The sequence below is a fragment of the Bacillus sp. FSL L8-0199 genome (assembly GCF_038005705.1).
GTDB classification, from domain to species: Bacteria; Bacillota; Bacilli; order Bacillales; family Bacillaceae_G; genus Bacillus_A; species Bacillus_A cereus.
Genome location: NZ_JBBOTS010000001.1, coordinates 2,315,852 through 2,329,267 on the forward strand (window position 1 = coordinate 2,315,852; position 13,416 = coordinate 2,329,267).

Sequence of the window (13,416 nt, forward strand, 5' to 3'; positions counted from 1 at the left end):
AATGAATGTTTAATAAGTGGGGATAATCTCCACTTATCATTTTTTATTAAATAGATAAAGGAGATAAGGCATGGGGTTAATTTATAAAGTTGCTGATCAAGATTGGGAATTTGAAAGTATACATAAATTAAATTATAAAACTTTTGTGGAAGAGATACCACAACATGAAGAAACGAAAGACCGGTTTCGTATAGATCGGTTTCATAAAGAAAATACATATTTAATTTGTTTAGATGAGGATAGATTAGTAGGTATGGTCGCAGTGCGGGGAAAACGACCATTCTCGTTAGATTATAAAATCTCAAATTTAGATGTTTATTTGCAAGAGCATGGAGAAAAAATGTATGAAATTCGTTTACTTTCAGTAGAACGTGAATATAGAAATGGAAGAGCGTTGTTAGGATTAATTCGTTTTCTACATCGTTATTTGCTTCTAAATGGATATGAATTAGCACTCATTTCTGCAACAACACGTGAACTAGCTTTATATGAGCAAATGGGATTCAAATCTTTCCATACGTTAGTTGGTACAGAAGAAGCAGCCTTCCAGCCAATGTATGTTACCCCTGCTATGTTTGAAGAGTCGAGTGTTGGGGGGATTATGACGAAAGAATATACGTTTTTACCTGGTCCAGTAGATATTGAAGAGAACGTTCGAAAGGCATTTTCTACGCGGCCTATTTCGCATCGCTCTAAGTCATTTCAAGTGATGATGGGCAATGTGAAAAAACAGTTACTTTACATGACAAAAGCAAAACATGTACAGCTTATGTTAGGAACAGGGACGTTAGCAAATGATGCGATTGCTTTACAGTTACGCTCTTTAAAAGGGAAAGGACTAGTATTAACAAATGGGGAATTTGGTAATAGATTAGTTGGACATGCAAAACGAGCACGGTTACATTTTGATACTTATAAAAAAGAAATGGGAGAGCCGTTTATTTATAACGAATTAGAAGAAATAATAACAACTGGAAATTATGAATGGATTTGGTTTGTTCATCATGAAACATCTACTGGAATGTTAAACGATTTAAACGAGCTAAATACTCTTTGTAACGAGAATCAAATGAAACTATGTGTAGATTGCATAAGCTCAATTGGAGCAATACCATTAGACTTGAAGGATGTGTATTTTGCAAGTGGTGTTAGCGGTAAAGCGATTAAATCATATACAGGAATTTCTTTCGTTTTTCATAACCACATTGTAAAAATAAACGAGGCTGTGCCGGCCTATATGGACATTGGTATGTATGAAGAAAATGAAAGCATTCCATACTCACAATCATGGAATTTAATTTATGCATTGCAAGAAGCGTTGAAGAGATTTGAAGATGAAAAGGCATTTGTAAAAATTAAAGAGACATTCGATTATGTTGAAGAAGTTATTACTGATATGGGTTTAAAGCTTGTTTCACCTAAAAAACATGCCGGGCCAATTATACTTACTATTGTATTGAGCGAAGATCATTCTTCTAAAGTAGTAGGCGATGCATTAGCATTACAAGGATACATCGTTCATTATGAGTCATCTTATTTACAAAAGAATAATTGGATTCAAATTGCATGTTTAAATCATTATAAAGAACGTGATATGAAGAGAATGTTAAATTGTTTGCAAATGTGTTTATTTCAGAGTGGGGTACATATATAAAGACTTTTTCTTTTCGTATAAAGGAGCTACGACTTACGAAAACTTAGAAATAGAACAGTGGAAGAGGTGTCAGTATGATAACTAGAAAACTACGATTACATATAGACGATATTAAAAAAGCTCACAAAATTCTAGATAGAAATGCTCGTAAAACGCCATTAGTAAAATCTTTTTACTTGACTAGTAAAACGGGCGGAGAAATTCATTTGAAATTAGAAAATATGCAATTAACGGGTTCGTTTAAATTCCGTGGCGCATTTAATAAAATGTCGCGGCTCACGGATCAAGAAAAAGAAAGAGGTGTAATTGCATGTTCAGCAGGTAATCATGCACAAGGAGTTGCATTATCTGCTCATTTACTCGGTATTAAGAGTAAAATTGTTATGCCAATTTCTGCACCGCAGGCGAAAGTTGAAGCAACAAAAGGATATGGATCTGAAGTGATTTTACATGGTGAAACCTTTGATGATGCAAAGGCAAAATGTGAAGAAATTATAAAGGAAACAGGTGAAACATACTTACATCCATATGATGATGTAGAGGTAATGGCTGGTCAAGGTACAATTGGATTAGACATTCTTGATGATATGTGGGATGTAGATACTGTCATTGTACCAATAGGTGGAGGCGGAATTATTTCTGGTATTTCTGTAGCATTGAAATCTTTTAATCCATCCATTAATATAATTGGTGTCCAAGCAGATAATGTTCATGGAATGAAGGCATCTTACGATAAAGGCGCAATCGTAGAACATTATGAGGCGCCTACTATTGCAGATGGTTGCGCAGTTAAAATACCAGGAGAATTAACATTTGAAATTGTAAAAGAATTAGTAGATGATATTGTAACTGTATCAGAAAAAGAGCTGGAAGTAGCGATGAAAGATTTATTACAACGTGGGAAAGCTGTTGTAGAAGGTGCAGGTGCATTAGCAACTGCTGCACTTCTTGCAGGAAAAGTTGATAGCTATATAAAAGGAAAAAAAGTAGTAGCGGTTATATCTGGTGGGAACGTAGACTTACAGCGCATATCAAGTGTATGTGAGCACTTTTTTGTCGCTAATGAAGTGAAATAGTTTTATAAAAGAAGAGCTAAGAGAAATAGTCTTAGCTCTTACTTTTTGCCTACTGTTTACTGTAAGTAGCAATAAACTTGCAAAATTTGCTGTTTAAAAATTATTTTATTTAAGCGCCTATTTTTACACATATCTTTAATGTTACAATAATTATTTCAATATTGTCGAAATGTAAGCAGAAATTTAATATAATAGTTTTAATGTGCTAATGAGCGGTGAGGAGGGCAGGTCATGAATAAAGAAGAACAGGTCATGAACGGTTTCAGGGAATTATATAATAAGCTGGTTTGGCTTAATAAAGATAAGATGGAAGAAGGTCTTAAAGGTTTTAAGTCTTCTGAAGTCCACTGCATTGAATATATTGAAAACAATGCAGATTCTAACGTGACGCAACTCGCAGAGGCTTTTTATGTGACTCGCGGTGCTATAAGTAGAATGACTAAGAAGCTCATACAAAAAGGCCTTGTTGAAAGCTACCAAAAGTCAGAAAATAAGAAAGAAATTTATTTTAGGCTTACCGAACAAGGGAAAGAAATTTATAAAATCCATGAAGATCTGCACAAAGAGTTTCAAGAGCGGGATAAAGCTGTATTTGAACAAGTAACTGAAGAAGAATTCAACAGTATAATTAGCTTTGTGGAAAAGTATAGTAGACATTTGGATGTAGAAATAAAGAAACAAGGTATACATATTAAATCGTAAAACATTTTAAGAATAAATGGCAGCCTTACTCTAATATGAGAATAGGCTGCTTTTTTATCATTTCATGTTTGTTGACTAATCAACAAAACGGAGTTATCATTTTGTTGACAAAGCAACAAAACATTTTAAGGAGAGAAGTTAAATGTCTATATTTAGATCACAAAATGAAAGGGAAACTGAAAAAAGCATAGATAAACATGCTTTACTATTCGGACTTATTTCTGTATTTCTTTGTGGTATAGGTTTCAGTATCATCATGCCTGTAGTCCCATTCTTAGTACAGACATATACAAGTAATCCGGAAGAACAAGCATTAGTTGTTACACTACTAACTTCCGTATATGCGGCCTGCGTGTTTTTAGCTGCTCCAGCACTCGGGGTTTTAAGCGATAAGTATGGCCGTCGTCCATTACTTTTAATATGCTTATTTGGTTCTGCAATTGGGTACTTAGTTTTTGGCATAGGAGGAGCTTTATGGGTATTATTTGCTGGACGGATAATAGAAGGTATAACAGGTGGGAGCATAAGTACTATCTTCGCATATTTTGCAGACATCATTCCGAAAGAGCAGAGAACGAAATACTTTGGATGGGTGAGTGCAGTTGTAGGTGCGGGAACTATTATTGGACCAACTCTTGGGGGCTTACTTGCAAAGTTTGGTCATTCTGTACCTTTATACTTTGGAGCGTTCATAACTTTATTAAATGTTTTATATGGTATGAAATACATGCCTGAGAGTCTTGACAAAAATAACAGGTTAAAAGAGATTACTTTTGTAAGGTTAAATCCTTTTGCACAGCTAGCAAATATACTTTCCATGAAAAATTTAAAATGGTTACTTGTCTCAGCGTTTTTACTTTGGATACCTAACGGATCTTTACAAGCAATTTTCACGCAATTTACAATGGATACTTTCAGTTGGAAACCTGCATTAATCGGACTTATGTTTTCAATTTTGGGCTTTCAAGATATTGTTTCACAAAGTTTTATAATGCCAAAGCTTTTAATCAAGCTTAGTGATAAACAAATGGCAATTCTTGGGATGGTTTCGGAGATTATAGGATACAGTTTTATTGCAGCATCAGCTGTATTTTCACTCTCTCCACTACTTATCGTTGGAATGCTAATGTTTGGTTTTGGGGATTCAATTTTCGGTCCTTCATTCAACGGGATGCTTTCAAAGTCTGTCAGTTCTAATGAACAAGGAAGGATTCAAGGTGGAAGCCAATCTATTCAAGCTTTAGCAAGAATGATTGGTCCGATTATTGGAGGACAAATCTATGTATCACTTGGTCATGCCGCACCTGCTTTTATGGGTATGATTCTTATAGTAGCGGCAATGTCAGTTTTGTATAAGGGAATGCATGCAACTGTATAACAGATAGATATAAGAACAAATAAAAGGGAGTCAGAACTTAGGGACAAGTGCTGATTCCCGATTTGTTTACGGTTTGAGAGCTAAGAGAAATGCTTTTGTTTAGGAATTTATTCTGCTATGCTCTCATGGTGAAGGGTAATATTCAGTGAGGTGGAACTATCATTAATTACAGTTAGCTTTATTTGAAAGTAAAAAGGTAGGTAAATGACTAGATAATTTCATTATGCTTGTGCTGAAGTAAATAATGACTCCATCTTTACTTTGCTCTTTTCTCGAATTTCAGCATCTGCGGTATGCTTATAGGGACAAAAATTATAAACCGAGAAGACAAATAGTCCCCCATTACCCTGAAGTATAATGGGGGAAGTTTCTTGCTGGGATTCTGAAAAATTTAGAAAAAACTTTCTCAACATTGTTTGAGAAAAGAGTGAAACGAATGTTCTAAATTTTATGATAAGATGAAAATAAAAAAAAAGAGCAAAAAGACCCACGGCGTTACAGTAGTGCGGTAACACCACTGTAACGTTTTACCCTAGCGAATGTAGGTAAAACTTTCCATGAGTCAGCTTCAAGTATATCATACTTCAAATAGTTTTAAATCCATATGGATCGTTTTCTTGTTGAGAAAATCAGGGGCTGTGTCTTGTGTTCTATTTAGGGGGATACGGATGAGGGCTTTGATGAATGAACTGAATAACACGATTCAGTCAAAAAATATGAGTACAAGAAAGTTAGCGAAAGATACAGGTATTAGTAGAACAACAATTACAAATGGTCTGTCCTTTGCAACTGGAGAAATGAAATTTGATGTTTTTGAAAAATTGGTTCGTCATGTGTATAAAAGTCCCATAGAACAAACAAGAAGGATTAAAGATTTTATTTTAAAGTGTGGAACTAGCTTGAATGTAAGAAAAGCATTGAGTTATTGCCAGGTAGCAGGAGAATACGATCTTATAGATATGTTAATCGAAAAGTTCAAAGCGGAAACAGAAGACCCAGACTTAAAGAAGCTTCAAAAAGATGTACGTAAATATTTAAATGTATACAATCTATATAATCATCGGAATATGAATCGAAAAAAAGGACAAAGTCTTCTGGAGGAAATATACAAAACGCGTGTTTCATCAGATTTGGAGTGTCAGGTATTATTAAATACATTACTAATGGCAGCAGAATATGATAATCAAAGGTATAGTGCTATGTCATCATACGCGGACGCGGCAGAAGCTTATGTCGCTAAGATGGATAACGGTTATATTAAAGATTGTTTACGCATGCAGCATATGGAACGAATTGCGTACACTCAGTTGCATGCCAATGAAATTGATAGCTGTAGAGCTACGTGCCATGCGATTATAAATTCCGAATTGAATTTTACAGTAGTAAAAGCTACAGCATATTGTTGTTTAGGTGAAAGTTATATTTTTGAGAATCCATTAATGGCAGAAAAATATATCTTGAAAGCTATTCAATGCCTTGAAGGTATAAGTTCACCGAAAGGAACTCAAAAATACAACTCTTTTAAAACGACTCTTGCCTTTTTATATATTGAGTTCGGATTTAATTTAGATAATATTGATTTTGATTTTATTAGTGATGGTGATCTTGCTTATTATGAGTGTTTATATGGTGATAAGCAAAATGGTTATAGAATTTTTGAAAGGTTAAAAGATCAAGGTCTATCTGCTTTCCAAATGTACTATCTTTCTAGAATTGAAAATGATACAATTATCGCGAGGGAATCTTTAGAAAAATTTGAAAAAACGGGAAGTATAATATATGCGCAACTTCCGAAGCGCATTTTAATAACTGAAGGAGTGTTGTAAAATGAAAAGAATTTTAGTCACTACATTATGCGCACTTGCGTTATCAATTGGGGTTATCGGTGCTGGTGCAGATCAGACTAAAGATTTAGGTAAAGAAAAAGCTACTGTACATACTAAAGAAGTACAATTAATGATGGTCGATCCCGGTGGGATGTAATATAAATGAATAGTTAAAAAGACGCTACTTATAGTAGCGTCTTTCGTCTTTTATAGGCGTGTCACGTTTTTGGGAGTTCCGGAAAAATTATACCAATTGATACATATTTCACAAATCGGTAAGGATGAAGGGGAGGAAATAAGGTGAAAAAAGAGACGGCCAAACAAGAAACAAAACGCTTAATTAGGGAGTTGTTCGGAGCTGAAAAAGTAAGTTGTGATATGAATTATCTAATGGAGGAGTTGTATAAGCAAGGACAGATTACTCCAGAGCAGTACAAACAAATTACAGCTATATTGCAACAAAAAAAGGAATAGCATCTGGCTAATCCTTTTTTACTTATTGCTGCTTTCTTTGTAGGAGTTGTCTTAATAAAACATTAGCAATTTCAGCTTGCTCATCCGTAATTTCTACCCCATCAGAATGAAGTCTGCCTTGATCTAAAAAGTCTTTTACATTAAAGTTAAGACCGTTTGGATTTTCTGTTCTTCCTAAGATGAAGTCTGTAGTAGTATCAAATATGTCTGCTAGCTGTACAAGAACCTCAGCGTTTGGTTTTCTTTTATTTGTCTCATATCCACTATACGTAGAATCGTTTTTACCAATACGATCTGCGACTTCTTGCATTGTCCAACCACGTCTATTTCGTAAGAATTTTAATTGAGCTCCTATATCCATACTTTTTACCCCCGTTAAATTCTTTTTTATATTTTTCATCGATTTTATTTTTTATAAATTTTATAAAAATATATAAAACGTTTTTTATTTTTTTGTTGTTATCTATATATAAGATAACACTTTATTGGACAATTACACAATGGTAAATACACGCATATTGCAAGTAAAAATAGGTAGGTGTTTATGAAAAAGTTGAAAAATCACTTTACTTACTTGCAAAACGCCAGTATAATAAAAATCATTAAAGGTTGTCTGGAGGTGAACATATGAAAAGAACTTGGTTAGCCGATTTACGTGGTAAAAAACGTATGTCACAGGCGGCTCTAGCAGATAAGGTTGGTGTAACCCCTGGACATATTGCAGATTTAGAGACTGGTAGACGCGATCCGGGAGGAAAATTAGCCTTGCAAATCGCAATTGTACTCGGGTTCCCTATGGAACATTTTTATTTACCTATCTACTTGCAAAACGCCAGTAAAAAAGAAATTAGACAATCGTTTGAACTGGGATTTCCACCAGAAGAAGAATTTTTAGAGCATTATCCTCATTACGTAGAAAAAACTGTAGGGGGCTGAGGAGTGTGGGGAAAAAGACATCCGGCTTATACATCCGTAACGAGTACTACGGTACAGAGAAAAAGGAAGTTCTATTTCAAGAAGTTTACGAAAAATATTTAGGTGTTAAAGTAACGGTCACAAGAAAGAAAAAAACAGAAGTAAAGGCAAGTTAAATTATTGAAAGGAGGTGATACACATGCAACGGTACGTGACTTATGCGACTCGGTTAGTAAAAGCAAAAGACGTAAAAGCTGTATGTTGCGAAAGTAAAAATTACTTCAAGAATGGCTCAGAAGAACAAGCGGTAAACATCATGTTAAAGCTAACAGAAAGGAGTGGACGTGTTGGCCAACATTAACGAGATTTTCGTGGAAGGTTTCCAATCACATACGAATAGTCATTTCAATTTAGGAAATGGGCTAAATGTAATTACTGGACCATCTGATAGTGGTAAAACATCCATAATACGAGCGGTTCGCTGGGTAGCATTTAACGAACCTCAAGGTGAGGCTTTTGTAAACGAATCAGTTGGACAGGCTACTGTAGCGATTCACATGGATAACGGCATTATTATTTCAAAGCACCGTAGAAAAGGAAAAACATCGTACAGAATCCAAACGGATCCTGGAGATGCGGGGAGTGTATTTGAGAAGTCAGAGGTACCGGAAGAAGTAAAACAATTGCTCGGTATCACAAAGCAAACATTTGGGGATTTTGTTACTGCTTTAAACTTTGCATTTCAGCTTGAAGCACCTTTCTTAATAAGTGAGACACCATCATCGGGTGCGAAAGTTCTAGGTAAGCTAGCAGGAACAGAAGCTGTCGATCTCGCGGTAAAAAGTGTTTCAAAAGATACATACGCAGCAAGGCAAGAGAGGTTACTAGCTGAAAAAGAAATTGAGAGATTAGCAGGTAACTTACTCGAGTACTTGGATGTGGATGATAAAGTACAGCAATTAAAAACAGCTGAAAGTTTGATGGAACATGCAGAAGAATTGCATAAAAAGAAAGAGGTACTGCAGCAACTACAAACTCAACAACAGATAGCGTTTGAAAAATTCCGTGTAGCGTTTGTTGAGGATGAGAGACTCTCAAAAGTGCCGGTTCTTATACAAATATTTGAAGAAACAGAAAAAGACCAGCAGCGTCTGCAAACACTACTGGACTTACAAAAAAGATACGAGTCACTGTCCACCGCCAAGAAGACATTGACTGAAACATTAAAACAATTTGATGGATTAGTAGAAGTAAGTAACTTATTACAAGATTCTACTAAATCCGAAGAAATATATTCTTTGCTTTCTATCTTATCACAAAACTATAAGAAGTATAGTCAAGTATTACAAGAAGCTCAATTACAGGTCGAGAGGTTAACTGTAATTGAAAACATTAATGTAGCTGTGATTGAAGAGGAAGTAAAGAAAACGGTTGAGTTAAAGAAACTCTATGTACAACATAGCGTGGTTAAACAAGGCTACGAAAAAACAAGTAAGGATGTAGAAAGATTATCTGTACCTGGTAATGCGTCAGATCAACTACAAGAATGCGAAACAAGTATTACACAACTAAGTCAAATAAGTGTGCTCTTACAAAAATACCAGAATATACACAATTATTATATGAGCTGGACAAGTCGTGCGGAACATTTAAATGTTCCGAGAGAAGTGGTAATACAGATTGCAAATGCTGAGAACAATGTCACTCATTTAGCTGAATTAAAAGAGTTGTTACGAAACTATATGATCTGGCATCAAAGAGTACGTCATAGTACAAGCACATTGGAACTATATGAAAAGCACATTGAAAATTACACAAAGGAATTGGAAGAGACATGGAACGAGGCTGGTGGAGTTTGTCCGCTATGCGAATCGCCGATGTCTTTTGAACATTCTCATTGAGAGGTGATTAGTGGTGATTGATACAGAAAAAATGAGCGATTTTTTACAAACAGCTGAGAGGCTGAATAATTCATTAATGGAAATTAATGAGATTATTGAAGCTTTTGACGATACATCTAATGTTTTAAAAGTCTCACTATTTCATAAAAAATTTAATGAGAATTTATTAGTGAGTGAATCAGAAAGTATAGGAGAAAAAACTATTGATTTTGCTATCCGACCAACTGTGTTGGCCTGCTTAAGAGATCAAAAGAAGTTTCTTGAATCAGAGCTACAAAATTTACTATCAAAACAACTTGAAGGGGGAAATGAGTAATGGAATTAAAACAACGTATTGAAATTGCAAAAGCAAATTTAAAGAAAGCAGAAACAGCAAAAATCCAAGCAGAGGCGGAAAAGTCTTCAGCTGAAAAGCAATTAACGGAAATCGCTGAACAAATGGCGCAGTACGGGGTAACGCCCGAAACGATCCAGGAAGAAATCAATAAGCTTGATACATCAGTTAAAGAAAACCTGGAGCATGTAGAACGACTCATCCCGCAGGTATAAGGAGGCTATTTTTATGTGCGAGCTTCTAAAAGCAAGAGCGGATATCCGTCAGGCAAGCGATAAATTGAAAATGAAAATCGGTCAACGTGATTTGTTAGTTAAGCAACAAAAAAGCGCAGAAGCAAGAAAAGCAAAAGCTGAGGAGCAACTTGGGGAGTTTGATTTAGTACAAATTCTTCTTCAAAAGACAAGTGATTATGCAAGGCAGCAAGCAAAACGTCGTATAGAAGAAATTGTTACGTCAGCTCTTACAGTTGTTTTCGATAAAGACTACAGATTCGAAATTGAAATTGCCGTAAAAGGTAATCAACCAGTAGCAGAGTATTGGTTACAGTCTGAAGATGTAAGAACGCAATTAAAGCCACCTGATTATGATCGCGGCGGTGGTGTAGCGGACGTAGTTAGTCTAGCGCTCAGATTGGCCGTAGGGGAGATTAGTGGTGTAAGAGGCCCATTATTCTTAGATGAGGTTGGAAAGCACGTGAGTCAAGAATATGCTCCGAACGTGGCGTACTTCTTGAAGGAATACAGTACAAAATTTAAACGTCAAATCATTTTAATTACGCACAGTACTCACTTGGCTGAGATAGGTGACGTAGCACTTGGTGTGACTCAAAAACAAGGAAAAAGCGTAGTAACTGCTTTATAGAAAGGGAGATATGGATATGTGTATGAAATGCGAAATTAAAAATGCATTAAAAGGTGCATTAGCTAACGCTGCAGGTTTAAAAATTACTGAGGAAGTTATCGGGAAAGCAACGGAAGCTCAGTTAAAAAAATTACAAGCTGCGGATGAAGCGGAGAAAGCTATTAAAAAACAGCTGCAAGCTGAATATAAAGCTGAGATTGCTCCTATTCGTGAAAAGTATGTAAAACGAACTGAGGAACTATTAAAACCAGTTTTTGAACGTCATGACACTGCTTGTATAGAAATTCAAAATGCTTTAGGTATTAAAGAAGATGACGATGTATCAATAGATCTTGGAACAGGTGAAATTACAAAAGAAGTTATAGAAGAAAAAGAATCAAGCAACCTTCACTAATGCACCGTATTGTTGATGGCGGTATTACCTTAGATACGACGTTACGAAGAGCACGAAAAAGCAGAGGTGAGAGTATGAAGTTTCTATATTTCGGTGATCCACATATAAGAGGTACCAATCCTCGTAACCGTAAGGATAACTACAAAGAGTCATTAATTGCAAAATTACGTGAGATTTTTGCTTTAGCTAAATATAAAGGTGTGACAGCAATTATTCAACCTGGAGATACGTTTGATAGACCTGAGGTTACGACAAGTGTGTTACTAGAGTTTGCAAAGGTACTGAAAGAAAGTCCAGTTCCGATCTATACGACAGCCGGTAATCATGATATTTACGGGTACAATCTTGCAACGTATGAACGAACAAGCCTTAGAGTACTGGAGTTAATCGTCCCGCAGCTTACAGTCATTAATGATCCTGGACAAGCGCATATGTTTCACCAAGACGGTAATCACGTCCAGTTAACATTTACACCGTACAGTGATCAAATTGATAAAGCTGGTTATGGTTATTCACCAGAAGTTACTGAAGATTATGAGTTAACTAAAATACATGTAGCTCACGGTATGTTACTTGACCATGATCCACCTTTTGATCGGTATACAAAAGTGCAAGATGTAAAAACAGATGCGGATTTGGTTTTGTGTGGACATGACCATACAGGTTTCGGTATTTATAATCGTTCGGATGGAAAAGTATTTGCGAATATCGGTAGTATCACACGTTTATCGGCTTCAGAAGCTGAGATTAATAGACCGATACAAGTACTTCTTATTGATGTAAAATCACCAGGAGTTTTTGACTTAGAACGGATTCCACTTCAAAGTGCAAAACCTGGTGAAGAAGTACTTGACCGAAGTCGTATTGAAGCAGAAAAGAAACGTGCCTACGCCATGGAGGAGTTCGCTTCATTAATTCAAACGGAAACAGGAGAAGATGTGCTAGTCGATATTAATACGATTGTTGAGAGTATTGCTGAGACAGAAAGTATTAATCCTGATGTAGTAGAAATAGCGTTAACGAAAATCGCAGAAGCGAAGGAGGGGTTACGAGCGTGATTGTTACTAAACCGCAATTTGATGAAAACGAATTAGGTGAAGGCACACCGGTGCAATTGTGTATTTCTAGTAAAAAAGAGAAAGACTGTAAAACAAATTGGAACGGTATTGTAGTTGGTTTTACTCCCCTAAAGTTAAAGGTTGCTGGCTACACACCTAAGTGGGCTTTAGATATCGAAATTGTAGAAATCAGTATTGACCAGGTTTTAAAAGAAAAAGTATCAATTGAAAAATTGGTTCGACCGATACGTTGTACAAATCCTGGGGAGGTTTCAATAAATGACTGAATTAAATAATCAAATTCGTAGCCTACAAGAAGTCCATGGGAAAGAAAAGTTACTTGCTGCCGCAACCGAAATTTTAGGCAAGAAAGTACCGACTGACTACGTTCGAGTATTAGATCCACTTGAGTTACAAGCATCCTTACAACAAATCGATGCTGCAGTACAGGATGTTCTTGAAAAAGGTAAGGCGCGTGAAGAAGCTTACGGTGAAAAAATTAAGTTACTAAAACAAAAAACTAAACTTGATACACAGGTCAAGTTAAAAGAAGCTGAAGCTTTTATGGCAATACAGCATGAAGGTAAAAGCCAATATGTAATTATTGATAATCAGAAAGTTATTTTAGGAAATGATAAAATGCGTGATGCTTATCGCCGTCAATATTCAAAGAGTGAAAGAGAAGAACTATCTACCGTTGAGGCGGAATTAAATGCAATAGATATTGGTCTATCTGCAGCGAAAGATGCTTGGGAAACAGCAAAAGAATCAGCTGATCTTGTAAAGGCAAAAGCTTACGTACAAGCAAATCTATTGAAGTTTTTGGCGTAGGAGGTTGCT

At 35.7% G+C, this 13,416-nt stretch carries 19 protein-coding genes and 1 pseudogene; 18 read left to right on the forward strand and 2 right to left on the reverse strand.

The window, feature by feature from the left end; genetic code table 11:
- Nucleotides 1–70: 70 nt before the first annotated feature.
- From NST86_RS12060 to NST86_RS12075, 4 genes are all read left to right on the forward strand, one after another.
- Complete coding sequence (locus NST86_RS12060) at nt 71–1,654, forward strand: aminotransferase class V-fold PLP-dependent enzyme (RefSeq protein WP_193533202.1); 1,584 nt, start codon at nt 71–73, stop codon at nt 1,652–1,654.
- Nucleotides 1,655–1,728: 74 nt separating this feature from the next.
- On the forward strand, nt 1,729–2,730 hold the full coding sequence (gene tdcB, locus NST86_RS12065; protein ID WP_000632968.1) for a bifunctional threonine ammonia-lyase/L-serine ammonia-lyase TdcB: 1,002 nt from the start codon (nt 1,729–1,731) through the stop codon (nt 2,728–2,730).
- A gap of 231 nt (nt 2,731–2,961) precedes the next feature.
- Complete coding sequence (locus tag NST86_RS12070; RefSeq protein ID WP_001030903.1) at nt 2,962–3,432, forward strand: MarR family transcriptional regulator; 471 nt, start codon at nt 2,962–2,964, stop codon at nt 3,430–3,432.
- Between the two features lie 142 nt (nt 3,433–3,574).
- A complete protein-coding gene (locus NST86_RS12075) occupies nt 3,575–4,810 on the forward strand; it encodes an MFS transporter (protein ID WP_016117917.1) in 1,236 nt (411 codons plus the stop codon).
- Nucleotides 4,811–5,031: 221 nt separating this feature from the next.
- Here the strand turns inward: NST86_RS12075 and NST86_RS34855 are convergent.
- A pseudogene (locus NST86_RS34855) lies at nt 5,032–5,100 on the reverse strand (YkvA family protein); the annotation flags it as partial.
- Between the two features lie 378 nt (nt 5,101–5,478).
- Between NST86_RS34855 and NST86_RS12080 the strand changes: the two are divergent.
- The 3 genes from NST86_RS12080 (at nt 5,479) to NST86_RS12090 (ending at nt 7,110) form a co-directional block, all read left to right on the forward strand.
- Entirely contained in the window at nt 5,479–6,636 is a 1,158-nt protein-coding gene (locus tag NST86_RS12080) for an AimR family lysis-lysogeny pheromone receptor (RefSeq protein ID WP_241667537.1), read from the forward strand.
- Nucleotide 6,637: 1 nt separating this feature from the next.
- A complete protein-coding gene (locus NST86_RS12085) occupies nt 6,638–6,793 on the forward strand; it encodes a hypothetical protein (protein ID WP_176524318.1) in 156 nt (51 codons plus the stop codon).
- A 143-nt stretch (nt 6,794–6,936) separates the two neighbouring features.
- Nucleotides 6,937–7,110, forward strand: a complete 174-nt coding sequence (locus tag NST86_RS12090; protein ID WP_000712297.1) for a hypothetical protein — start codon at nt 6,937–6,939, stop codon at nt 7,108–7,110.
- Nucleotides 7,111–7,132: 22 nt separating this feature from the next.
- On the opposite strand, the gene NST86_RS12095 is transcribed toward NST86_RS12090, so the two are convergent.
- On the reverse strand, nt 7,133–7,471 hold the full coding sequence (locus tag NST86_RS12095) for a helix-turn-helix domain-containing protein (RefSeq protein WP_098430480.1): 339 nt from the start codon (nt 7,469–7,471) through the stop codon (nt 7,133–7,135).
- A gap of 266 nt (nt 7,472–7,737) precedes the next feature.
- Here NST86_RS12095 and NST86_RS12100 point away from each other — a divergent pair, with 266 nt between their 5' ends.
- Genes NST86_RS12100 through NST86_RS12150 form a run of 11 tightly spaced genes read left to right on the forward strand, consistent with a single transcriptional unit; the run spans nt 7,738 to nt 13,407 of the window.
- A complete protein-coding gene (locus NST86_RS12100; protein WP_340933792.1) occupies nt 7,738–8,046 on the forward strand; it encodes a helix-turn-helix transcriptional regulator in 309 nt (102 codons plus the stop codon).
- Between the two features lie 5 nt (nt 8,047–8,051).
- The gene (locus NST86_RS12105) at nt 8,052–8,201 is read left to right on the forward strand and encodes a hypothetical protein (RefSeq protein ID WP_170962309.1); all 150 of its coding nucleotides are present in this window, start codon (nt 8,052–8,054) and stop codon (nt 8,199–8,201) included.
- A gap of 23 nt (nt 8,202–8,224) precedes the next feature.
- Nucleotides 8,225–8,386, forward strand: a complete 162-nt coding sequence (locus NST86_RS12110) for a hypothetical protein (RefSeq protein WP_172452005.1) — start codon at nt 8,225–8,227, stop codon at nt 8,384–8,386.
- Nucleotides 8,370–9,926, forward strand: a complete 1,557-nt coding sequence (locus NST86_RS12115; protein WP_340933795.1) for an AAA family ATPase — start codon at nt 8,370–8,372, stop codon at nt 9,924–9,926. Before NST86_RS12110 ends, NST86_RS12115 begins: the two co-directional genes overlap by 17 nt.
- Before the next feature lie 13 nt (nt 9,927–9,939).
- A complete protein-coding gene (locus NST86_RS12120) occupies nt 9,940–10,242 on the forward strand; it encodes a hypothetical protein (RefSeq protein ID WP_098506996.1) in 303 nt (100 codons plus the stop codon).
- Nucleotides 10,242–10,475 carry a hypothetical protein gene (locus tag NST86_RS12125; protein ID WP_000421150.1) on the forward strand — a complete coding sequence of 78 codons (234 nt, stop codon included), beginning with the start codon at nt 10,242–10,244 and terminating at the stop codon, nt 10,473–10,475. Before NST86_RS12120 ends, NST86_RS12125 begins: the two co-directional genes overlap by 1 nt.
- A gap of 13 nt (nt 10,476–10,488) precedes the next feature.
- Nucleotides 10,489–11,124: a chromosome partitioning protein ParA gene (locus NST86_RS12130; protein WP_340933799.1), complete on the forward strand. Its 636-nt coding sequence runs from the start codon at nt 10,489–10,491 to the stop codon at nt 11,122–11,124.
- A 16-nt stretch (nt 11,125–11,140) separates the two neighbouring features.
- A complete protein-coding gene (locus NST86_RS12135) occupies nt 11,141–11,518 on the forward strand; it encodes a hypothetical protein (RefSeq protein WP_340933800.1) in 378 nt (125 codons plus the stop codon).
- The gene (locus NST86_RS12140) at nt 11,518–12,576 is read left to right on the forward strand and encodes a metallophosphoesterase family protein (protein WP_340933802.1); all 1,059 of its coding nucleotides are present in this window, start codon (nt 11,518–11,520) and stop codon (nt 12,574–12,576) included. The genes NST86_RS12135 and NST86_RS12140 overlap by 1 nt, the downstream gene beginning before the upstream one ends.
- Nucleotides 12,573–12,863, forward strand: a complete 291-nt coding sequence (locus tag NST86_RS12145; protein ID WP_340933803.1) for a hypothetical protein — start codon at nt 12,573–12,575, stop codon at nt 12,861–12,863. The genes NST86_RS12140 and NST86_RS12145 overlap by 4 nt, the downstream gene beginning before the upstream one ends.
- On the forward strand, nt 12,856–13,407 hold the full coding sequence (locus NST86_RS12150; RefSeq protein WP_340933806.1) for a hypothetical protein: 552 nt from the start codon (nt 12,856–12,858) through the stop codon (nt 13,405–13,407). The genes NST86_RS12145 and NST86_RS12150 overlap by 8 nt, the downstream gene beginning before the upstream one ends.
- Nucleotides 13,408–13,416: the final 9 nt, after the last annotated feature.

Coding starts and splice junctions, on each gene's coding strand:
- tdcB (WP_000632968.1), top strand. CDS start 1,729: ATGATAACTAGAAAACTACGATTACATATAGACGATATTAAAAAAGCT.
- NST86_RS12085 (WP_176524318.1), top strand. CDS start 6,638: ATGAAAAGAATTTTAGTCACTACATTATGCGCACTTGCGTTATCAATT.
- NST86_RS12150 (WP_340933806.1), top strand. CDS start 12,856: ATGACTGAATTAAATAATCAAATTCGTAGCCTACAAGAAGTCCATGGG.
- NST86_RS12110 (WP_172452005.1), top strand. CDS start 8,225: ATGCAACGGTACGTGACTTATGCGACTCGGTTAGTAAAAGCAAAAGAC.
- NST86_RS12075 (WP_016117917.1), top strand. CDS start 3,575: ATGTCTATATTTAGATCACAAAATGAAAGGGAAACTGAAAAAAGCATA.
- NST86_RS12080 (WP_241667537.1), top strand. CDS start 5,479: ATGAGGGCTTTGATGAATGAACTGAATAACACGATTCAGTCAAAAAAT.
- NST86_RS12095 (WP_098430480.1), bottom strand. CDS start 7,471: ATGGATATAGGAGCTCAATTAAAATTCTTACGAAATAGACGTGGTTGG.
- NST86_RS12100 (WP_340933792.1), top strand. CDS start 7,738: ATGAAAAGAACTTGGTTAGCCGATTTACGTGGTAAAAAACGTATGTCA.
- NST86_RS12070 (WP_001030903.1), top strand. CDS start 2,962: ATGAATAAAGAAGAACAGGTCATGAACGGTTTCAGGGAATTATATAAT.
- NST86_RS12125 (WP_000421150.1), top strand. CDS start 10,242: ATGGAATTAAAACAACGTATTGAAATTGCAAAAGCAAATTTAAAGAAA.
- NST86_RS12140 (WP_340933802.1), top strand. CDS start 11,518: ATGCACCGTATTGTTGATGGCGGTATTACCTTAGATACGACGTTACGA.
- NST86_RS12060 (WP_193533202.1), top strand. CDS start 71: ATGGGGTTAATTTATAAAGTTGCTGATCAAGATTGGGAATTTGAAAGT.
- NST86_RS12130 (WP_340933799.1), top strand. CDS start 10,489: ATGTGCGAGCTTCTAAAAGCAAGAGCGGATATCCGTCAGGCAAGCGAT.
- NST86_RS12135 (WP_340933800.1), top strand. CDS start 11,141: ATGTGTATGAAATGCGAAATTAAAAATGCATTAAAAGGTGCATTAGCT.